Raw genomic sequence first — 20,064 nt, forward strand, 5'->3', positions numbered from 1 at the left:
GCCGCCCGGGCCGGCGGTGGGCGTTACGCGGGGGCGGTACCGGAACCGAGGCAGTCCAGGCAGGTGGCCTCTTGATCGGCGATCCGGTGGCGGCGAGCGCCGCGGCCGGCGTAGACGGTCTCGGTGATCTGGCCGGTGCCCTTGCAGGGCTCACAGGGCGCGAGCTTCGGCGGCGCGGTGCGCGTGCGGGTGGCCACCGGGGTCACCCGTTGCGCTGGGCGCGGTCGGCGGCGGCGCGGGCCTCACGGGCGAGCTGGGCGGCGTCGCGGTCGTCCGGGTTGGCCTCGGCGATGCGCTCCAACAGGTCGGCCTTCTCGGCGAGCAGCGGGCCCGTGTCGGCCTTGCTGTCGCGGGTCGCCTTGAGGTGGCCGAGGAAGGCACCGATCTCGGAGATGGACGGCTTGCGGGACATGGATCTCCTTGGGTCAGGGCGTGGTGGGGTAGGGACTTGGCGCGAAGCGGTCGCACCGGCCGTGGGGTGGGGTGCTGCTACTTCCCGAGCGAGACCGGGATCAGGTCCGGCGTCGCGGGGCTCGGCGGGATGTCCGCGGGGGTGACGACCTGCGGGCGGAAGGCCGCCAGACGGTCCAGGTCGGGCGTCAGGTGCGCGAACTCGGCGCAGCGCTCAGCGACTTCGGCGAGCGAGCGGAACGGCGTGCGGATCTCGGACCAGAGGCCGGAGGTGTCGCCGGCGACAGCCAGGCCGGGCATGTCCGGGCTGATCTTCGTAGCGGCGACGACAGCGGCGTCGGAGACATCCCCGAGCCCCATCTTCGCGGTCTCCAGGTCGTTGACCCGGTGGACGGTGCGACCGGTGAGCTGGGAGCGGAGCAGGGTCGCACCCTTGCCCAGTTCCGAGCCGAAGCGCTGGCCCGCGATCTCCAGGAAGATGCCTGCGGCGCGGGCGAGTTGGGCGAGCCGGATGAGTGCCGTGACGATCTGGTTCCGTCGCTCCTCATCGGCCTTGCTGGCTACCAGGAAGAGTTCGGCGATCTCGTCCACCAGGACGACGATCGGCACCGGCCGGACCTTCTCCGGCAGGCCCCAGATGTCGGCGGTCACGTCCTCGGCCGGCACCGACCCGGGAACACCCTGGTGGTCACGGATGAGGTCGTACCGGTCGTCCATCTCGACCAGCAGTGCGAGCAGCAGCCCGAGCGCCTCACCCTGGTCGGTGGCCAGAGCGGAGAGCCGCGGGGCGAACGGGCGCTGTTCGACACCGCGCTTGCAGTCGATCCCGACCAGGGCGACCGGCTGAGGGGCGAGCCCGTGGATCAGGTTCCGAGTGAACATCGACTTGCCGGACTGGTTGGCGCCGAGGTTCAGCCCGTTGGGCGCCTGCCGGTAGTCCCGGCGGTGAACGGTGCCATCGGCCCGCAGTGCGACCGGAACCCGCAGCAGCTCACCGGACTTGGCCGTGGCCCGGCGCGGCATCCGCACGTTGCGCAGCACGTCGAAGCCCACTATCCGCAGGTCCACCACCCCGGGCTTGACCTCCGAGACGTGCACCGCGTGAACCTCCCAGGCGTGCCGCAGACGTTCGGCGGCATTGACCATGTCCTCGGTCTGCTGGCCGCGGGCGAGCCGGAGCCGGACCCGAAGGCCGGTCGAACTCGCCTTCATGCTGCGGATCGTCGGTGTCGAGGGCTTGGCCGGCTGGTTGGTGGCGGAGGAGGCCATAGCGCGCCAGAACGAGGGCTCCACGGTCAGCCCGCAGGCTTCCATGACGGCCGTGTAGTCGTGCCGGATGCGGTGGATGGCCAGCGGGAGACCGACCGTGGCCCAGTAGGTCCGGGGCATCTTGGCCTTGGCGTAGAGGGCGCCGGAGCCGAGAATCGCAGCGGGTGCACCCAGCTCCAGGAGCGTCGTGGTCAGGGCGTCCATGGCGATCAGGCGTTCGTGCTGGCGAGGACCGGGGTGGAGACCGTCACCGCGTCGGCCCGGAAGGCGATGCCCGAGCGCTTCTGGCCGTTGAACTCACTTTCCCACGGCCGGGCGATCAGCCGGGTGAGCGTGACCAGCATGCCCGGCGCGAGCCCCTCCGGGACTCCCGGCTGCGGCACCGTCAGGGACAGGATGTCCGCCTCGCCGTTGGCCACGAACGTGACGTCCAGGGTGACCAGCATCGCGCCGGTCTCGGCGTCCACGGCCGGCTCGCCGGTCTGACGGTTCTTGAGCTTCGGACGGGGCGCCTGGGCGACCATCACCAGCGCGGCGGTCGTGTCGACGGGGATGAAGCGCATCTTCTGGCTCCTTCATCGAGCACCGGGGCACAGTAGGCAGCCCGGTGCGTCTCCTCTAACGGAGGTGTTCTCATGCACTCATGTACATGAGTTGATGGATAGAAGAGTGCCCGACTCCTGTACATGAGTCAACCCGCCGCGAGAATCTTGCGACGGGTTGCGAGAGTTGAGCTAGCGTCAGTCGCGAGCCGGGAAGCGATAGTCCAGAACGAACTGGTCAGCGGCCATCACGGTTTCGCAGACCTCAACCACGCGGCCGGCATCGGTGACGGCGTCTCGGACGAGGTGGATCACCGGGGATCCGGGGCTCAGCGCCAGCGCGGCCGTCTCCGCCTTGGTGGCCAACCGGGCCCGGACGGTCTCGGTGAACTCGGCCAAGGCGTGGCCGTGCTCCTCCAGGCGGGCGTAGATGCCACCGCCGCCAGGGTTATCGGCGAACATCTCCGGGATGTCCTTCACGACGTCCCAGGGCAGGTAGGAGGTGGCTTCCTCGGTCGGTGTCCCGTCGCGGAAGTAGCGGCGCTTGCGGGCGAGCACCTTCGACCCCCCTGGCACGTTCAGCCGCTCGGCGATCTCTTCCGGGGCGTCGACCGGTCCGACGAAGAGTACGTTCACGGAGGGCTTGCCGCCGGACTGCTCAGTCTCGGCGAGGTACGCCGCCTTGCCGGCGAGCCGGTGCGCTCGGCGGAAGCGGTCCGATGACTTGCGCTGCACCGGGGGTCGGGAGCGGACGAAGGAGCCGCGGCCGTGGTGGGTCTCGATCAGCTGCGTTGTCCGCAGCTCTGCGACCGCCTTGCGGACTGTGCCGGAGGCCACCCCGTAGCGCTCCATGAGTTCGGCTTCGCTGGGGATTGCCGCACCGGGGGCCAGGACCCCGGACCGGATCTGCGACGCCAAGTCGTCCGCGATCTGCTGGTACTTCGCCTTCGCCGTCGATGCGGCCTCGCCACTCGCCATGGTGTTGGAAGGTCTCCTATTCTCCTGTACATGAGTACCAGCACCGCAAGGCAAGTTTCAACGCCGCTCCACTCCGTGTCCGTGGCCGGGGCGGTGGTGCGTGAGGACGGCCGGATTCTCGTGATTCGGCGGGCTGACAACGGCACGTGGGAGCCGCCCGGAGGAGTGCTGGAACTCTCGGAGACCGTCGAGGACGGCGTGCGCCGTGAGGTGTACGAGGAGACCGGGATCAAGGTCTCTGTGGAACGGCTCACCGGGGTCTACAAGAACGTGACCCGCGGCATCGTTGCTCTGGTGTTCCGGTGCCACCCCGAAGGCGGCAGCGAACAGCTGTCCGACGAATCGACCGCCGTTGCATGGCTCACCCCAGAGGAGATCTCCGACCGCATGGGCGAGGTCTATGCCGTCCGCCTGCTCGACGCGGTTCAGGGCGACGCAGCTCCGCATGTCCGGACTCACGACGGCCGGACGCTCATCGACATGCCGCAGGCGAGCTGAGTCAGCTGGTCTTCTTGCCGCGCTTCCCTAGCTGGCTCCAGACGTACCGGTGGCGGGCGATGGTGAAGACCCGGTCCACCCTGTTCGGGGACAGCACTACCGGCCGGGAGGGCAGAGCCGACGCGATCTGCTCACCATTGACGACCGTCACTCCGGGCTCCGCACCGAGCGTGATCTTCTGGGCGCCGACAACGGCAATGACTGGATGAACGGGGACCTCGAAGCCGCACCACTCGGTGAGCAGCTTGGCGGTACGGCTCGCCTCGAACTCCGAGTTCTCCAGGTACGGGAAGCTGTTTCGGTTGATCTTCACCATCTTGTCGCCGACCCAGACCGTGGCGCCCGGGTGGTGCTTCGAGTTGATCGTGAAGACGCCTGGCGGGCCGACCACCACGTGGTCGATGTCGGCCCCTGACGGCAGCGGAATCCCGTGCAGGACCTTCCAGCCAGCGGCTTTCAGCGGCTCCAGCCGGGCTCCGACGATCTGCTCGCCCTCCAGGCCGCGAAGCGTGCTCGAATCACCGAGGCGCTGACGGGACACCTTGGCAGCGAGCCGGACGAGTAGCCCGTACCTCTCTTCGCCTTCACGCACCAGGCTCTCCAGTCCTGCGCCGGGAAGGTTCCGAGCGAGGTCATCCTCCTCGCGCATCGGAGGAAGGAACGGGACCTCCGCCCGAGGTTGCGGTACCGAAGCAGGGGCCGTCTTCGCCGGTGGCCGCCTCTCGCCTCGGCGCTGAACGGTACGCGGAGGTACGTGGTTGCCGGACGATCGACACCACTCCTCGATCTTGGCCAGAGCGGAGTTCTCGAACTCGGGGATTTCGACCGTGACTACGCCAGTCTTGCAGTCCAGCCAGGCCACCGATTCGCCACGGGGACCAGCCTTGTTGACGTAGAGCCGTTCCTTCCTCGGCACACGCCAGGGCTTGACCACCAGCTCCGTCACGCGTCCCCCTTCGCACACCCTCCCTGACCAAGGCCAGCATGCCCACGTAGCGATCAGCAGGAACGCGGAGAGTCAGCCAGGCGGGCAAGTTCAGCCACAGCCCCGGAGGGGGTTGGGAGAGAGCTGGTCGAGTTATGGTGAGGGTCGTTGTTACGAGTTTCGCTACTGGTTCAAGGGCGCGCACAGCGCGCCAGTGCGCGGCCCTGCCGCTCGCCGTCGCTCCTGTCTACGCCCCGCTTCGGCGGCGGCCGGCCGCGCACGTCGAGCGTGCGGCCGGGAGGGATGCCGAGGTTAGAGCCCGCCGGGGCTGAGGGCGGGCGGCTCCACGGTTTTACCCACCTCCCAGGCTCGGGACCCGAGTCGAGCAAGAACGGGGGGCCACTCGGCCAAATTGCGGTCAGGCCCAAAAGCCCTGACCGAGTCGCAACAGCTTACGGCCCCCCGATCATGCTCGACCCCAAACCAGGCAGGACACCGGCCAAAACCGCTCCACCGCCCTGGGCGATCGGCTAAATCACGCCTCGACTACCAGGCCCCCGGTTTCATGGGCGTCCTTATCGGCATATGGAATGTAATTGGTTTTGGCGAGAGCAGCCTGCGCGAGAGCGTGGCGCGAGGCGTCTTCCGCCTTCCATGTGCTCTTTGTCTGCATAGTTCTGCGAGAGATGAACTCCCAGTCCATTGCACCGGGTGCCTGCTTCGATTCGAGATAGGTGGAAACCAAAGTGCAAAGAGCATTCAGGTGCACCGAAGCATCGTGCTGGACTAGCTTGCCAGCTTCATTGGCAATGGCAAGCGCAAGCTCAAGGGCTTCGTCCTGCGGGAGGTTGAACATCTGCGACCAGGTCTCCGCGGACGACGGCCGGCTGACGCCATCCTCGAAGCTTGAATCAGTCTTCCCTGACAGGATTGAGTAATTTAGGTGCACGCTCCCGTTGGAGCGGTTTTGCTTGATTAGCTTCTCCGCCTTGCGCCCATGCTGCTTAATTGACGCGATGATATCGGAGTTTCTAGTCACTGTGCCGCTTTTGAAGGCGTACAGGTGATAGTCGCCGGTAGCGGGATCGACTCTCTGCGCATCTATGCCCGCCGTAGCTGACTTCTGTGCAACCGGACTGGCATCAATTGCCATTGTTTCAAGAGCCCACCCGCCGGCGGTCACGAAATTTCTGCGAGCGTAGTCTTCCACGAGGCGCTCGCTGCACTGATTGACGTCAAGCCCGCCAAATTCAACTCGACGCACAAAAGGGTTGATCCGGCCAATGATTAGGCGCCTGTAGTTTGGAACCGCCTGGCCGATTACGCGGATGTACCAGTAATTAAACTGGCGTGCAAATCCCTTGACGCCAGCAAGTATGCGCTCGTTGTTCGGCCCCCCGCTATCTGCGTTAATTCCACTGATTTTCCGAACATTGGCCACAATTTCGGCCTCAGAAGAGCGCATCTCCATCGGTTCCCTTATTGGGGAGAGAGGACCAGACGTGGTCTGGCCTGACCTTTACATTGAGAGTAAATTCATGCGCGCCAGGCTGGGACGGAATGACCCAGCCATGCGTTCCGATCCGCCGATTGGCAGAGCTCTTGCGCCAGGGCGGCGGGGTTGGTGTGGTGTCTTTTCGCGTTCGAAGGAACTTGGAGATATGGCGACCCAAGGCGGCGCCAAGCAGTGGTGGGACGGCATTGCCGATCTGCTGATACTGCGACCGCGAGTTCCCGTGAAACTGGGTTTCTTGGGGAAAACTTTGTGCGGCAGCGCACTCGTTGACGGATAGGCAGCGGATCTCATCGGGGTGGATCAATGCGGTCGATGAGTGATCGGGCATTCCAAGGATTGTAGGAGTTGGCGAATCCCAGGAAAGTCGACGCCACCATCCGCTTTTTCCGCCAGTCGCCTCGTATGCCTTTCCCATAGTGCTGACTTGCAGCTCCTTTGGGAGGTCTCGCCAGTTCCCGCCCGGGGGAATTTTGGAGTAGACGGCGGTCTTCCGTGCGCTCAGCGGCTGAACGGCCCCCAAATCTGAAAGTCCAGCAAGCGCGTCTTTGAGTGTCCGATAGGACGGCATGCCAGGCTGTCCAAATTCCGGAGGCGGGAGGAAGCAGGGGGAATTCCCCTTGATGCCGATGATGATGGACCGCTGGCGCATCTGAGGGGTGCCGTAATCCGCAGCTTCGGCAAGGCCCCAAGTGGTGGCGTACCCTCGATTGGCAAGCTCATGAAGCAGCCAATGGATAAATGAACCCTTCCGTTCTTCGAACGAAAGATCCCCCGACTCGGAATTTCGCATCTTCAGCGGCCGATGCTTCAGTGCGGCGGAGAGGAGCCCATCGACATTCTCGATCAGAAGAGCTTTGGGCTGAAACTCATCGACATATTGGAGATACGTTGGCCACACCTCGACGGCTCGTCGGTCGGTGAGCGCTTGGCGCAGGCCATGAGTGGTGAAGGGCTGGCAGGGAGGGCCTCCGGCAATCAGTGGAAGCTGGCCCTTTCTAAGCTTCAGCTTCTTACGCAGCTCTGCTGGAGACTGCTCTTCGATCCTGGCCGGGATGATCAAGGTTTCCTGTGCGGCTTCGCTGGAGAGCCGCTTCCGCCGCTGTGCCGCAAGGCGCAGAGTACCGACGGCGTCTGCGTCGCACTCCACCTGAGCAAGTGGGCGCCAACCAGAGGTTTCGAGCCCCAGATCCAGGCCTCCCGCGCCAGAGAAGAGCGAGATGAAGGTCTGATGTGTCGTGGCCAACTGCTTGAGTCCTCCAGAGATGCGGTGCGGTGTGCCATGGTATGGCAAGGACCGCGTTGGGTGGGTGGGAAGGCGGGGACGTCGACCCTTTGGATCAAGGTTTGGGGTCTCAGGGTTGTCAGCGGGGCCGCCTGGCGAAGGGCCAGCCGCTCAAGAAGTGACGACCGTGCCACAGGCGTGCCAGGTCGGGCGGTACGTGGCGGTGAATCGCGGGCACCGGCGGCGCGAAGGCCGGGGAACCGGCAGGGTGGCCGAGCCGCAGGTCACGCGGGGTGTCGAACGACTGTCCTTGTAAAGCGGGGGTCGTCGGTTCGAACCCGACAGGGGGCTCAGTAGCGGGAGCGTGGGAAGGGCCGGTCCGGGTGGGCCGGCCCTTCGGTGTTGGTGGGGGCGGGTCAGTCGGTGGGGAGGGTGAGGGTGGCGACGGCGCCGCCGGTGGGGGCGGGTCAGTCGGTGGGGAGGGTGAGGGTGGCGACGGCGCCGCCGGTGGGGTGGTTGGTGAAGGTGAGGGTCGCGCCGATGACGCGGGTGTGGCCGGTGGCGATGGTGAGGCCGAGGCCGTGGCCGCGGCCGCGTTCCGGGGCGTTGGTGCGGAAGCGCTGGGGGCCGTGGTGGAGGAGGTCGTCGGGGTAGCCGGGGCCGTGGTCGCGGACGGTGATGCGGCGGCCGTCGACGTGGAGTTCGACCGGGCCGGCGCCGTGGCGGTGGGCGTTGATCAGCAGGTTGCCGAGGATGCGGTCGAGGCGGCGCAGGTCGGTGCGGACCTGCTGGTCGGCGGTGCCGGCGGTGAGCCCGACGGTGACGTCGAGCCCGGTGAGGGTGACGGTGCGGCGGACGGCGCGTTCCAGCGGGACGGCGGAGAGGTCGGGGGATTCGACGTCGGCGTCCAGGCGGGAGACCTCCAGGAGGTCCTCGACCAGGGCGCGCAGGGCCTGGACCCGGTTCTGCACCAGTTGGGTGGGGCGGCCCGGCGGCAGCAGTTCGGCGGCGGTGACCAGGCCGGTGAGCGGGGTGCGCAGTTCGTGGGCGACGTCGGCGGTGAAGCGCTGCTCGTCGGCGAGGCGGCGGTGCAGGGTGCGGGACATCAGGTCGACGGCGGCGGCGAGGTCGGCGACCTCGTCCTTGCCGTCGACGAGTTCGCCGATCCGGGTGTCGGTGCCGCCGGCCGCGATGCCGCGGGCGGCGGTGGCGGCGGTGCGCAGGCGGCGGCTGATCCGGTCGGCGACGAGCACGCCGGCCAGCACGGTGGTGAACACCGCGGCGACCACGGTGATCAGGATGATCCGGTCCAGGTCGGCGATCGCCCGGCGGTCCTGGGTGAAGTCCACCCGGACGGAGAGCACCCCACCCTGGACCGGGCCCGCCGCCCACATCGACTCGCCCTGCCGGTCGGCGGCGAGCAGCGAGCCCTGTCGGCCGGCGGCGGCGAGCTCGCGCAGTCGGGCGGGCAGGGCCGGGTCGTCGACGGCGGCGCCGGGGCCTGGGGTGCCGCGGCCGTAGTCGGTCAGTGCGGAGCCGAGGGCGGTGACGGCCGCGGTGCGGGCCTGGTCGACGTGCTGACGGATCATCGCCTGGTGGACCAGCAGGCCGACGGTGACCGCGACCAGGACGGAGATGGTGGCGACGGCGGTGGCGATCTGCCGGCGCAGGGTCATGCGTCGCAGGGCCAGTCGGCGAAGGGGCAGCCGGTGCAGGGTCAACTTGCGTCGGGCCAGGTCGCGCAGGGCCAGGTCGCGCAAGGTCATGCCGGGCGCCGCAGCTTGTAGCCGAAGCCGCGGACGGTCTCGATCCGGCCGGAGCCGATCTTGGCGCGCAGGCGCTGCACGTGGACGTCCACCACCCGGGTGTCGGCGCCCCACTCGTAGTCCCAGACGCGCTCCAGCAGCGCGGAGCGCTCCAGCACGATGCCGGGCGCCGCGGTGAACTCCAGCAGCAGCCGCAGTTCGGTGGGGGTGAGCGGGACGAGGCGGCCGTCGACCCGTACCTCCATGCTGTCGGTGTCCACCTGCAGCCCGTCGACGGTGCGGAGGGAGGCGGCGGAGGGCGCGACGGGGTCGTCGAGGACCTCGGGGGCAGGGGCGACGGCGGCGGCCGGGCCGGGTTCGACGGCCGGGGCGACCCGGACGCGCCGCAGCACCGTACGGATCCGGGCCACCAGGACGGCGCTCTCGAACGGCTTCACCACGTAGTCGTCCGCGCCCGCCTCCAGGCCGGACACCACGTCGACCGGGTCGGTGCGGGCCGACATCATCAGGATCGGCAGCTGGCTCTCCTCCCGGATCCGGCGGCAGAGGCCGACCCCGTCGAGCAGCGGCAGCATGACGTCCAGCAGGAGCAGGTCGGGGCGGACGGCGTGGAAGGCCTCCAGCCCCTCCAGTCCGTCGGCGGCGGTGGTCACCGGGAAGCCGTAGCGCTCCAGGGCCATCCTGGTGGCCTCCCGGATCACCTCGTCGTCCTCGACGAGCAGGATGTGCGGCGGGGCGGGGGCGGCTGCGGTGGTCATCGCTTCGCTTCCGGGACGACGGCGGGGCCGGACGGCTGGGAGGTGGGTCGGGCGGTGGCCGGGGGCGCGACCCCGGCGGCCGGGGGCTGCTTCGGTGCCGAGGAAGGGCGCACCGGGCCGGGGACGGGCACGGGGACGCGGTCCGAGCCGCCGGCGGGGGCCGGCTCGGCGCCCGGGTCGGCGGGCGGGAGCAGGCCGACGCCGTCCACCCGCCGCTCGACCAGGGCGAGCCGGTGCCCGTCCCAGTGGTAGTGGCTGCTGGTGCGGGTGGTGTAGGTGGTCGGCTCGTACAGCCAGAGGTCGGAGTCGACGGTCGCAGCGCTGGACATCTGCTGGACCTGGGCCCGCAGGATCGGTACGACCCGGTCGTCGGCGAGCGTGTAGACGTGCAGCACGAGGGCCCCGGGGGTGGCGACGGCGGTGATCAGCTCGGGCCGGCCGTCCCCGGTGAGGTCGCGGAACTCGGGGGTCCGCACCTCGCACCCGGTGCAGGGGTCGAGCGCGCGGCGCTCCTCGGCGCTCACCGCCGGGTCCTTGGCGAGCAGGGCGCGGACGTCGACGGCGGTGAGGTCGCGCCCGGGCACGGTCAGGTCGGGTACGGGCTGCGGCGGGGCCTGGGGGGTGGAGTCGGTCGAGGACGTGGGCGGCGGCGGCGCGGTGGCCAGGTCGGGCCAGAGCGGCTTGGCCACCGCGGACGGGGAGGGCGGGGCCACGGCCGGGTGCGGGCCGTCGTCCCGCAGGCCGCCGGGGGCGGGGCGGCCGTAGGCCAGGACCCCGAGGGCGGTCAGGGCGGCGAGGACGGCGAGGGCGGCCGCGGGGACGGCGCCGGGGCGGCGGCGGAGCGGGGTGGGTGCTGCCACGGTCGGTGCTGCCACGGTCGGTGCTGCCACGGTCGGTGCTCGTCCTCCTCGGTCGCGGTCTGGCGTCGGGGTCACGGTCGGGTGTCGGGGTCGCGGTCGGGTGTCCCGGCGTGAGGGCGCCGGGCGGCGCGGTCCCGGAGTGGGACGCGGTGGGCCGTGGGGTCGGTTCGTCGCTCCCCGTGGTCGTCCCGCAGTTCTACCGCTCCCGCTCCCGGTCCCGGTCCCGCTCCCGCTCCCGGCCCGGTCAGGCCGGGTCGGCCAGCACGATGATGTTGTCCGTCCAGTGCCCGTCCGGGCCGATCCGTCCGCCGCAGGTGATCAGCCGGAGCGTGGGCCCGGGGGTGTCGCCGTAGACGGTGTCGGTGGGGAAGTGGTCCTTGGCGGCCTGGAGCAGGCTGCGGACGGTGAAGTCCACGGTGTGGCCGTCCGCCCGCCGGATCCCGATCCGGTCGCCCACGTGGAGCTCCGGCAGGCGCTTGAACACCGCCGGGCCGTTCTTCGTGTCGAGGTGGCCGATCAGGACGGCGGGCCCGGCCTCGCCCGGGGTGGGGCCGTTGCGGTACCAGCCGACCTGGTCGGCGTGGTCGGCCGAGGGCACCTGGACGGTGCCGTCGGAGTTCAGGCCGAGGTCGGTCACCGGGGCGTCCACGCCGATCGAGGGGATCAGCAGGCGGTTCGGTGGCGAGGGGGCGAGGCGCTGGTCACCGGCGGTCGGCGCGCCGACCGGGGCGGGTGCGCCGGCGGTGGGTGCGGTGGGTGCGGTGGGTGCGGTGGCCGCCGGGGTGTGGCCGGAGGTCTCGATCCGCACCACCGGGGTGTCGCGCCCGGACAGGGCGAGGGTGCTGCCGAGGGCGATGCAGAGCAGGCCGGCCGTACCGAAGACGCTCCGCCGCAGCAGGCTCGGGCCGGGCGGGGCGGCCCGCCGCCGACCACGACCACGGCCGCCCCGCCGGTCGGTCCCCGCGGCCGGGGGCACCCCGGCGCCGCTTCCCCGCCCGGCCGGGTGCGGGGGAAGGGCGCCGGGGTGCCCGGCGGACCCGGGACGGGTGTCAGCCACGCGCACCGGAACGGCGGCGCAGGACGGCGAAGCCCAGCGCACCGGCGCCGACGGCGGCGACGGCACCGCCACCGACCAGCATCAGGCCGTTGCCGTCGGTCGCGCCCGAGCCGTCACCGGCCTGGGCGGCGCCCTTCGGCACCTCGCGGACCTGCGGCTGGGAGCCGACCGGGCCGTGCGACGGGGTGGCGGTGGCGACCGACGGGGCGGCGCCCTCGGGCGCCGCCGGCTGGCCGGGCTTGGCGGGGGCGGCGCTCGGGCGGACTCCGCCGACGGCCGCACCGCCCGGCGCGCTGTCGGAGGGGGCGGCGCTCGGCTTGGCGGGGGCCGGCTGCGGGGTGCCGTCGGCCCAGGCCTGTCCGCCGGTGACGACGGTCACCAGTGCGGCGCCGGTCAGTGCGCAGACGGCCAGCAGACGGCGGGCGGGCGAACGGTCGGTACGGCTCCTGCTCATGGCGGGGGTCTCCTTCGTGGCTCTGGTGGACGCGTCAGTGGCGAGACCGCGGTTCTCGCCAGCGGCGCACCGGGCGGCGCGGTCCGTGGTGCTCGTACGGCCGGTGCGTTGCCAGTGACGGTAGGAGGGCCGTGTCGCGGTCCCCGCCCGGCCGCGTCACGGTCGCCCATCGGCTGCGTAACGGTCCCCGGGGCGGCCGGAACGGCCCCGTGACGTACGTCGAGCCGGGCCCGTCAATAGACCGAACCGGGCCCGCCCCCGTACGCGGAGCCGGGGCCGTCGATAGACCGAACCGGGCCCGCCGCGAACACCGCTGAGCATCCCCGCCCGGGGATCCGTACCTCCCGGTGTGGGGGCGCAACCGAGAGAAAGGTGGCAGTGATGAGCATCCTCGCCAACCTCCTGCCGGCGATGCGGCAGTCCCGCAAGGACCGCGAGCACGACAAGGAGGACCGGAACACCAACAACACGACCAGTCGCGGTCGTCGTCACGGCCGCAAGAACAAGCACGGGCACTGATGACCGACGGACCGCTTCCGGTCCCCTGGTCAGGACGAACGAGTGTGGTCACTGCGGCGGTTGACGGCCGTCGACACCGGTGACGGCGACGGCCGGACCGATCCGGTCGTCGCCCCGGCGCCGGCCGTCTCGCTGCGGCGGACCTTCCGAAGGTTCTGGCCCTACACCCGAGGGGGACGGCGCTGGCTGACCCTGCTGGTAGTGGTCGTCCTGTTCGGCCCGGTGGTCGACGCGGCCATGGTCTGGCTGTTCAAGGTCGTGGTCGACGACGTGCTGGTGCCGCGCAGGTTCGGGCTGTTCCTGCCGGTCGCGCTCGGTTACGCCGGGCTGACCGTGCTGGCGGGGGCGCTGGACTTCGCGGACCAGACGCTCTCCACCTGGGTCAGCGAGCGCTTCCTGCTGGCCCTGCGGGCGGACGTGTTCCGGCACCTGCAGGGCCTCTCGCTGGGCTTCTTCGAGCGGCGGCGGCTCGGTGACGTGCTGTCGCGGCTGACCTCGGACGTCGAGGCGGTCGAGACCTTCCTGCTCTCGGGCGTCCTGGACGCGGTCGCGTACGTCGCCGAGCTGGCCGTCTTCCTGGGGGTGCTGTTCTACCTGCGCTGGGACCTCGCGCTGACCGCGCTGGTGGTCGCGCCGCTGTTCTGGCTCACCGCCCGGCGGTTCTCGACGAGGGTGAAGGACGCGTCCCGGGAGCGGCGCCGCCGCAGTGGTTCGGTCAGCGCCCTCGCGGAGGAGACCCTGGGCAACATCGCGCTGGTGCAGGCGTACAACCGGCAGGACTGGGAGCAGGACCGGTTCCTGCGGGAGAACCTGGCGCGGTTCCGGGCGACCATGGCGGCGACCCGGCTGCGCGCCCTGTTCGCGCCGATCGTGGAGCTGCTGGAGCTGGTCGGCGCGCTGATCGTGCTCGGGCTGGGCGCCTGGGAGTTGGTCCACGGCCGGCTCACCCTCGGTGAACTCCTCGTCTTCGTTGCTCTGTTGAGCCGCCTCTACAGCCCGATCCAGGGCATCGGGCGGCTCAGCAACGGCTTCTTCTCGGCCTCGGCCGCCGCCGAGCGGATCATCGAACTCCTCGACCAGCGACCGCAGGTGGCCGATCCGCCGCGCCCGCTGCGCGCCGCCCGGGTGCGCGGGGCGGTGGCCTTCGACCGGGTGTGGTTCCGCTACCCGGGCGCGGCCCGCGCGGCGCTGTGCGAGCTCTCGCTCCGCGCCGAGCCGGGCGAGACGGTGGCCCTGGTCGGGGCGAGCGGGGCGGGCAAGTCGACGGTCGCCAAACTGCTGCTGCGCTTCTACGACCCGGAGCGCGGCGCCGTCCGGCTGGACGGCGCCGACCTGCGCGACCTGGCGCTGACCGACCTGCGCGAGCAGGTCGCGGTGCTGTGGCAGGAGACCCTGGTCATCCACGGCACCGTCCGGGAGAACATCGCCTACGGCCGGCCGGGCGCCACCGACGCCCAGATCACGGCGGCCGCCCGGGCCGCCGACGCCCACGAGTTCGTCAGCCGGCTGCCGGACGGCTACGACACGGTGGTGGGCCAGCACGGGCGACTGCTGTCCGGCGGCCAGCGCCAGCGGATCGCGATCGCCCGGGCGATGGTGCGGGACGCGCCCGTCCTGCTGCTCGACGAACCGACCACCGGTCTCGACCCCGAGTCGGGGCGGCGGATCCTGGAACCGCTGGGGCGGCTGATGAACGGCCGGACGACGATCATCATCTCGCACAACCTGCTGACCGTACGGGACGCCGACCGGATCGTCCTGCTGCGCGAAGGCCGCGTGGTGGCCGCCGGCAGCCACCGCCAACTGCTCGCCCACGACGACGACTACGCCCGGCTCGCCCGGGCCGCGACCCCGACGGAGGCCGCGCGGTGAGCCCCCGCGAGCCGCTGCCCGCCGGGACACCGATCGCCCGCGGCTACCGGGTGCTCGCCCACCTCTGCCGCACCGGCTGGCTGGACGTCTACGACGCCTGGAGCGAGGAGCGCGACTGCCGCTGCGTCGTCAAGGTGCTCCGGCCCGACCGCCGCCGCGACCGCGAACTGCGCGAGCGCCTGCTCCGGGAGGGCCGCTGGCTGACCGAGTTCACCCACCCGCACCTGGTGCGCGGCTACGGCACCGGTGAACGCCCGCAGCCGTACGCGGTGCTGGAGACGCTCAGCGGCGAGACCCTCGCCCACCTGCTGGACCGCAGCGCACGCCGCCCGGCCGCCACCGACCTCACGCTGCTCGGCCTGCAGCTCTGCTCGGCGGTGCGCTACCTGCACGGCCGGAGCCTGCTGCACCTCGACCTCAAGCCCGCCAACGTGGTGATCGACTGCCGCCGCGCCAAGGTGCTCGACCTCAGCATCGCCCGCCCGCCCGGCCCGGGCCGTCCGGGGGCCGGTACGGACGGCTACCTCGCCCCCGAACAGCTCCTGGGCGGTGACCTCACGGCGGCCACCGACGTCTGGGGCATCGGGATCACCCTGTACGAGGCCGCCACCGGCGAACTCCCCTTCGACGGCGAGCCGTTGACCCCGCCACCGCCGGTCTCCCGGCGCCGCCGACTGCCCGGCCCGCTCGCCGGGGCGGTCGACGCCTGCCTCCGGCTCGACCCGTCCGCCCGGCCGTCCCCGGCCCAACTGTCGGCGGCGCTGGACGACTTGCTCCCACAGGGCCGCCGCGCCGTGCTGCCACCGGAGAGGTAGTCGAAGGTGCGGGAGTGCGGCTAGCGGCTCCCGGACCGCAGCTGCCGCAATGTCCAGCCGGCGCCGGGTGGTGCGGACAGCGGCCGGGTGTGGGCGGTGAAGAGTTCGGCCGCGCGACGGTAGGAGAGCCGGGCGCGGCCGGTGTGCGGGCAGCGGTCGGCGGCGGGGGTGCCGGCCGGGGCACGGCGGTCGGTGAGGAAGAGCGGGCCGCCGGCGCGGCCGGCGACCAGCAGCGGGAGCAGCCGGGCGGTGCCGGCGCCCCAGCGGAGCCCGGGGCGGTCGGAGCGGGGGCGGGTGCGGCGGCCGGGAAGGTCCAACTGGTCGGTGTCCAGGGCCAGGACGGTGTCGATGGCGGCGCCGGACTCGTGCAGCAGGTGCCAGAGCGTCTGCTCGCGCAGCGGCGCCCGGCGGGCGAACAGGGCGCGCAGCTGGTCCTCGCCCAAGGGGGCGCCTCCGCCCCCGCCCCCGGCTCCGCCCCCGCCCCCGGCTCCGCCCCCGCCCCCGGCCTCCACGGGCTCGGCGGGCAGCGGGCCGGGGCGCAGGGCGGTGCTCGGGTCGCCGTCGATCCAGCCCTGGGCGCGCCACCAGGCCACGGCCGCGCGCAGGGTGGAGAGTTCGCGGTTGAGCGTGCGCGGGTCGGTGGCGGCGGCGCGGCGGGCGACGGCGGCGTGCAGCCGTGCGGGGGCGTCCGGGTGGTCGAGCAGGGCGAGCGGCAGGACGGGCGGGCGGGCGCGCCGCCGTTCGGGGCCGGTGGGGGCGGGCCGGTCGGCGAGCGCCCAGGCCCAGGTGTTCAGCGCGATCCGGTAGATCCGCCGGGAGCCCTCGGCGAGCCGGGAGGCGGCCAGGTAGCGCTCGACGGCGAGGCCGTACTCGACCGGGGGGAGCTCCGTCACGCCCGCCTTCTTCCGCAGTAAACGACCGATTGCCAGCACTCCCCAGAATATCGGTGATCCGCAGTAAATCGCAGTTCAGCGCCCATAAGGAGGCTGATTTACTGCGGCAGCATCAGCTCTTCCCGAGATTGATGCGAAAAGGCTCAACTTTCCCCGGGAAACCCTTGAACCCGGCTTCCCGGCGCGCGCAGACTGACTGCCCATGGCAGTGGAAACCGAACGGATCCCGGCCCGCCCCCGGCGGCTGGGAGACCGGCTCGCCGTGCTGCGCGAGCGCGAATTCACCCGCTTCTTCATCGGGTACACGACCTCCCTCCTCGGCTCCTCGATGGCGCCGGTCGCGGTCGCCTTCGCGGTGCTCGACGGCGACGGCACCGGTGGCGGCGGCAGCGGCGGCGGCAGCGGTACCGACCTCGGCTGGGTGATGGCCGCCCGGATCCTCCCGGTGGTGCTGGTCCTGCTGGTCGGCGGGGTGGTCGTCGACCGGCTGGGCAGCCGCCGGCTGATGCTGGGCACGGACGTCCTGCGCGGCCTCGTCCAGGCGCTGTTCGCCGCGCTGCTGGCGGCCGGGCACGCGCCGGTCGGGGCGATGGTCGTGCTGGTGGCGGTGTGGGGGATCGGCGAGGGGCTGTTCATGCCGGCGTTCGGCGCGATCCTGCCGGATCTGGTGCGCCGCGAGGAGTTGCTGGCGGACGGCAACACCCTGCTGGGGCTGTCGCGTTCGGTGTCCACGGTGGCCGGGCCCGCATTGGCCGGGCTGGTCACGGCGATCCGGGGCCCGGCCGCGGTGCTGCTGATCGACGCGCTGACGTACGGCGTCGGGGCCCTGGCGCTGGCCGGCCTCCGGCTGCCCGGGCGGGCGCCGGCGGACGGCGGGGGGTCGATGCTGCGGGAACTGCGCTCCGGCTGGTCGGAGTTCACCGCCCGCCCGTGGCTGTGGATCACCACCGCGCAGATGGGCCTGTTCAACCTGCTGGTCTGGGCCCCGTTCCTGGTGCTCGGCCCGCTCACCGCGCAGCGGGAGCTGGGCGGTGCCCGGGCCTGGGGCCTGGTGATGGGCGTGTACGGGGCCGGCGCGGTGCTGGGCGGGCTGCTGATGCTCGGCCGCCGCCCGGGGCGTCCGCTCGTGGTGGCGACCGTGGCCGGCCTGGTCTGGGCGCTGCCCTCCGCGGCGCTGGCGGCGGGGGCGGCCCTGCCCTGGGTGGTCGCGGGTGCGCTGGTGGCGGGGGCCGGTTCGGCGGTCTGCGGAACGCTGTTCAGCACCACCACCCAGCGCTGGGTGCCGGCCGAACTGCTGGGCCGGCTGACCTCCTTCGGGGCGCTGGGCGCCTTCGTCCTCGGCCCGTTGGGGCTGGCGGCGGCCGGCCCGCTGGCGGCCCGGTTCGGCGCCGGTGACGTGTTGTTGCTCGGAGCGGTCTGGCAAGTGGCCGCCGGGGCCGTAGTGTTGGCCGTACCGGCCGTACGGAATCGACGTTGGGAGGAGGGCCCGGGCAGCTGACCCACCCCTCGGACGGCTCCGGGGCGCACCCCCGGCCACCACCGGTGCGGCCCACCGCGCACCGTGACCGGCCGGCCCCGGAGTGCCGCCGGTCGCTCCGCCCACGCGTGCGTGCCTCCGCGGCGGGCGGGGTGGCCGGGTCGGTCGTACGGTGGAGGGGCGGGGGTCACGGAGGAGGTTGACCATGCCCGGTTCGCTCACCATCGGCCACCACCAGGCCGCGGCCGTCCTGGACCACACGGACGCCGAGCGGCTGGCCACCGTACTGGCCGAACTCGCCTACCTGCTGGAGATCCCGGGACCGAACCGGATCAACGAAGCGCAGCTCGCCGTGCTGTGCGAGGGCCGGGCGCCGGACCGCGCCGAACTGTCGCACTGGGCGCGGGCGCTGTCCGCGGAGCTCAAGGGGCAGCACTGACCGGGGCCGCCCCCTTCCGGTACCCCGCCTTCCAGCGTCCCGCCGGCCGCCCCGCCGCTCCGCCGTACGATGGCGAACGGGGTGGACCAGCCCCTCGGACGCCGGTACGCCCGCCGTCCGACCCGGTGGAGGGTGGGGGCCCGAGCGTGCCGCAGTCGTCGTTGTCCTGGCTGACCGTGCCCACCCCGCTGCCCAGCGGCCCGATGCACATCGCGGTGACGCCGCTGGGCGTGGCGGCGGCCGGTTACGGCGGGCGGGACGGCGAGGTGCCGCCGTGCACCGACCCGTCGAAGATCGCCGCCGTGACCGAGCGGATCGGCGCCTACCTGACGGGCCGCACCCGCGAGTTGGGCCTGCCGATCGACTGGAGCCTCAGCTCCGGGCCGCACCGCGCCGTGCTGCGGACGCTCTGGGAGCAGGTGCCGTACGGGCAGACCATCACCTACGGCGAACTGGCCGCCCGCAGCGGGGTGTTCGAGGACGTCACCGAGCCCGGCCTGGCCGCCCGGACGGTCGGGCAGATGATGGCCGCCAACCCGGTCCCGCTGCTCGTGCCCTGCCACCGGGTGGTGGCGGCGGACGGCATCGGCGGGTTCGGCGGCGGCCGGGTCGGGATCGACGTGAAGCGCTGGCTGCTCACCCTGGAGGGCGTGCTGGAGCCGACGCTGGACTGGAACGGCCCGTTCTAACCGCACCTTGGGGCGTACGGGCCGGCGTACGGGCCCTATGACCCCACCGGTACCCGCCGCGGCAGCACCGGCTGGATCCCCGACACCAGGGTGTACTCGATCCCCGCCACCTCCGGCGGCCCACCGGCCTCGACCCGCTCCCCGAGCGCCAGCCGCACCGCGTCCCAGGCCAGGTTGAGCCCGCACAGCCCCAGTTGGTACAGCCCGGCGGCCGGGCGGGTGTTGACGTCGATGACCACCGGCCGCCCCTGCCACTCACGGAACTGGACGTTGCTCAGGTACGCCATCCCGCTCGCCGCGACCAGCTGCCGCACCGGCTCCAGGTAGCGCTCGTCGGTGGTGAAGCCCCGGCGGCGGCCGTCCTTGGTCCGTCCGACCGCGGTGAGCGGGCGGCCGTCCCGGTCGGCCAGGCAGTCCACCGAGACCTCGGGCCCGTCCAGGTACGGCATCACCAGCAGGTCGAGCGGCTCGCCCCCGGCGGCGGGGGCGGCGAGTGCGGCGGCCACCTGGTCGACCTGCACCCGGTGGTCCCAGCCGGTCAGCCGGGCCGGGTCGTACGGCTTCCGGGTGAGGACCCGGAAGCCGGCGCCGCCCGCGCCGGTGGTGGGCTTGAGGCAGGCGGTGTGCCCGTCGCCCTCGATCCGCTCGACGGCGGCCAGCAGCTCGTCCGGGGTGCGGACCCGCCACCAGGGCGGGGTGGGCAGTCCGGCGGCGGCGATCGCGGCGTAGCCGTCCGCCTTGCCGGCGAAGGCGGCGACCGCGGTGGCGGGCGGGCAGAGCAGGGTGGTGCCGAGGGCCTCGAACTCCGGTCGGGCCAGGGCGACGGCGAGCTGGTGCAGTCGGGGGAGGAAGACGTCGACGGAGTGCCGGGCGCAGTAGTCGAGCGCGTAGCCGACGTAGGCGTCGGCGGGCAGGTCGGCGGGTTCCGGGGTGCCGTGGTCGGCGGCGGCGAGCACGGGGGAGTCCGGGTCGGCGTGGGTCGCGTGGACGACCACGGGGCGTCCTGCGGCGCGCAGTTGCTCGATGAAGTGGACGTTGTCGGAGTAGGTGCGGTTCAGCCAGACCCGTACGGGTGAGTTCATGCGACGCCTCCCGGACCGTAGT

The 20,064-nt window shown here is 71.9% G+C and carries 22 protein-coding genes; 7 read left to right on the forward strand and 15 right to left on the reverse strand.

The annotated features are described in order from the left end of the window. Nucleotides 1-23: 23 nt before the first annotated feature. The 5 genes from ACZ58X_RS19975 to ACZ58X_RS19995 form a co-directional block, all read right to left on the reverse strand. Entirely contained in the window at nt 24-197 is a 174-nt protein-coding gene (locus ACZ58X_RS19975) for a hypothetical protein (RefSeq protein ID WP_470334936.1), read from the reverse strand. A 5-nt stretch (nt 198-202) separates the two neighbouring features. After that, on the reverse strand, nt 203-412 hold the full coding sequence (locus tag ACZ58X_RS19980; RefSeq protein WP_470334937.1) for a hypothetical protein: 210 nt from the start codon (nt 410-412) through the stop codon (nt 203-205). A 77-nt stretch (nt 413-489) separates the two neighbouring features. Continuing rightward, nucleotides 490-1,884: an FtsK/SpoIIIE domain-containing protein gene (locus ACZ58X_RS19985; RefSeq protein WP_470334938.1), complete on the reverse strand. Its 1,395-nt coding sequence runs from the start codon at nt 1,882-1,884 to the stop codon at nt 490-492. 5 nt (nt 1,885-1,889) lie between these two features. Next, entirely contained in the window at nt 1,890-2,243 is a 354-nt protein-coding gene (locus ACZ58X_RS19990) for an SCO3933 family regulatory protein (protein ID WP_391551174.1), read from the reverse strand. 177 nt (nt 2,244-2,420) lie between these two features. Beyond that, the gene (locus ACZ58X_RS19995; RefSeq protein ID WP_470334939.1) at nt 2,421-3,200 is read right to left on the reverse strand and encodes a GntR family transcriptional regulator; all 780 of its coding nucleotides are present in this window, start codon (nt 3,198-3,200) and stop codon (nt 2,421-2,423) included. A gap of 18 nt (nt 3,201-3,218) precedes the next feature. On the opposite strand from ACZ58X_RS19995, the gene ACZ58X_RS20000 reads away from it, so the two are divergent. Further along, a complete protein-coding gene (locus ACZ58X_RS20000; protein ID WP_470334969.1) occupies nt 3,219-3,698 on the forward strand; it encodes an NUDIX hydrolase in 480 nt (159 codons plus the stop codon). A gap of 1 nt (nt 3,699) precedes the next feature. Here the strand turns inward: ACZ58X_RS20000 and ACZ58X_RS20005 are convergent, their stop codons facing one another. The 8 genes from ACZ58X_RS20005 to ACZ58X_RS20040 form a co-directional block, all read right to left on the reverse strand. Further along, on the reverse strand, nt 3,700-4,644 hold the full coding sequence (locus tag ACZ58X_RS20005) for a nuclease-related domain-containing protein (RefSeq protein ID WP_470334940.1): 945 nt from the start codon (nt 4,642-4,644) through the stop codon (nt 3,700-3,702). A 514-nt stretch (nt 4,645-5,158) separates the two neighbouring features. Beyond that, nucleotides 5,159-6,088, reverse strand: a complete 930-nt coding sequence (locus tag ACZ58X_RS20010) for a hypothetical protein (protein ID WP_470334941.1) — start codon at nt 6,086-6,088, stop codon at nt 5,159-5,161. Beyond that, the gene (locus ACZ58X_RS20015) at nt 6,075-7,382 is read right to left on the reverse strand and encodes a DNA cytosine methyltransferase (RefSeq protein ID WP_470334942.1); all 1,308 of its coding nucleotides are present in this window, start codon (nt 7,380-7,382) and stop codon (nt 6,075-6,077) included. Before ACZ58X_RS20015 ends, ACZ58X_RS20010 begins: the two co-directional genes overlap by 14 nt. 446 nt (nt 7,383-7,828) lie before the next feature. Beyond that, nucleotides 7,829-9,127: a sensor histidine kinase gene (locus ACZ58X_RS20020; RefSeq protein ID WP_470334943.1), complete on the reverse strand. Its 1,299-nt coding sequence runs from the start codon at nt 9,125-9,127 to the stop codon at nt 7,829-7,831. Continuing rightward, nucleotides 9,124-9,885, reverse strand: coding sequence for a two-component system response regulator CseB (cseB, locus tag ACZ58X_RS20025; protein ID WP_470334944.1), 762 nt, complete (start codon nt 9,883-9,885; stop codon nt 9,124-9,126). Before cseB ends, ACZ58X_RS20020 begins: the two co-directional genes overlap by 4 nt. Beyond that, the gene (locus tag ACZ58X_RS20030) at nt 9,882-10,775 is read right to left on the reverse strand and encodes a hypothetical protein (RefSeq protein WP_470334945.1); all 894 of its coding nucleotides are present in this window, start codon (nt 10,773-10,775) and stop codon (nt 9,882-9,884) included. The genes cseB and ACZ58X_RS20030 overlap by 4 nt, the downstream gene beginning before the upstream one ends. Nucleotides 10,776-10,989: 214 nt before the next feature. After that, on the reverse strand, nt 10,990-11,721 hold the full coding sequence (locus ACZ58X_RS20035) for a class F sortase (protein ID WP_470334946.1): 732 nt from the start codon (nt 11,719-11,721) through the stop codon (nt 10,990-10,992). Between the two features lie 73 nt (nt 11,722-11,794). After that, nucleotides 11,795-12,256: a hypothetical protein gene (locus ACZ58X_RS20040; RefSeq protein WP_470334947.1), complete on the reverse strand. Its 462-nt coding sequence runs from the start codon at nt 12,254-12,256 to the stop codon at nt 11,795-11,797. A 381-nt stretch (nt 12,257-12,637) separates the two neighbouring features. Between ACZ58X_RS20040 and ACZ58X_RS20045 the strand changes: the two genes are divergently transcribed. Genes ACZ58X_RS20045 through ACZ58X_RS20055 form a run of 3 tightly spaced genes read left to right on the forward strand, consistent with a single transcriptional unit; the run spans nt 12,638 to nt 15,462 of the window. After that, nucleotides 12,638-12,775 carry a hypothetical protein gene (locus ACZ58X_RS20045; protein WP_470334948.1) on the forward strand — a complete coding sequence of 46 codons (138 nt, stop codon included), beginning with the start codon at nt 12,638-12,640 and terminating at the stop codon, nt 12,773-12,775. Between the two features lie 60 nt (nt 12,776-12,835). Further along, the gene (locus ACZ58X_RS20050; RefSeq protein WP_470334949.1) at nt 12,836-14,647 is read left to right on the forward strand and encodes an ABC transporter ATP-binding protein; all 1,812 of its coding nucleotides are present in this window, start codon (nt 12,836-12,838) and stop codon (nt 14,645-14,647) included. Then, complete coding sequence (locus ACZ58X_RS20055) at nt 14,644-15,462, forward strand: protein kinase domain-containing protein (RefSeq protein WP_470334950.1); 819 nt, start codon at nt 14,644-14,646, stop codon at nt 15,460-15,462. Before ACZ58X_RS20050 ends, ACZ58X_RS20055 begins: the two co-directional genes overlap by 4 nt. A gap of 20 nt (nt 15,463-15,482) precedes the next feature. On the opposite strand, the gene ACZ58X_RS20060 is transcribed toward ACZ58X_RS20055, so the two are convergent. Then, on the reverse strand, nt 15,483-16,355 hold the full coding sequence (locus ACZ58X_RS20060) for a hypothetical protein (RefSeq protein WP_470334951.1): 873 nt from the start codon (nt 16,353-16,355) through the stop codon (nt 15,483-15,485). 202 nt (nt 16,356-16,557) lie between these two features. Between ACZ58X_RS20060 and ACZ58X_RS20065 the strand changes: the two genes are divergently transcribed. The 3 genes from ACZ58X_RS20065 to ACZ58X_RS20075 all read left to right on the forward strand — a co-directional run bounded on the left by ACZ58X_RS20065 (nt 16,558) and on the right by ACZ58X_RS20075 (nt 18,960). After that, nucleotides 16,558-17,853 (forward strand): MFS transporter, encoded by a 1,296-nt coding sequence (locus ACZ58X_RS20065; protein WP_470334952.1) that lies wholly within the window; start codon nt 16,558-16,560, stop codon nt 17,851-17,853. Nucleotides 17,854-18,037: 184 nt separating this feature from the next. After that, nucleotides 18,038-18,271, forward strand: coding sequence for a hypothetical protein (locus tag ACZ58X_RS20070; protein ID WP_380526246.1), 234 nt, complete (start codon nt 18,038-18,040; stop codon nt 18,269-18,271). 146 nt (nt 18,272-18,417) lie between these two features. Further along, on the forward strand, nt 18,418-18,960 hold the full coding sequence (locus tag ACZ58X_RS20075) for a methylated-DNA--[protein]-cysteine S-methyltransferase (RefSeq protein WP_470334953.1): 543 nt from the start codon (nt 18,418-18,420) through the stop codon (nt 18,958-18,960). A gap of 35 nt (nt 18,961-18,995) precedes the next feature. Here the strand turns inward: ACZ58X_RS20075 and ACZ58X_RS20080 are convergent, their stop codons facing one another. Beyond that, nucleotides 18,996-20,042 carry an ATP-grasp domain-containing protein gene (locus tag ACZ58X_RS20080; RefSeq protein WP_470334954.1) on the reverse strand — a complete coding sequence of 349 codons (1,047 nt, stop codon included), beginning with the start codon at nt 20,040-20,042 and terminating at the stop codon, nt 18,996-18,998. Nucleotides 20,043-20,064: the final 22 nt, after the last annotated feature.

This window comes from Kitasatospora sp. NPDC040550 (assembly GCF_055594965.1).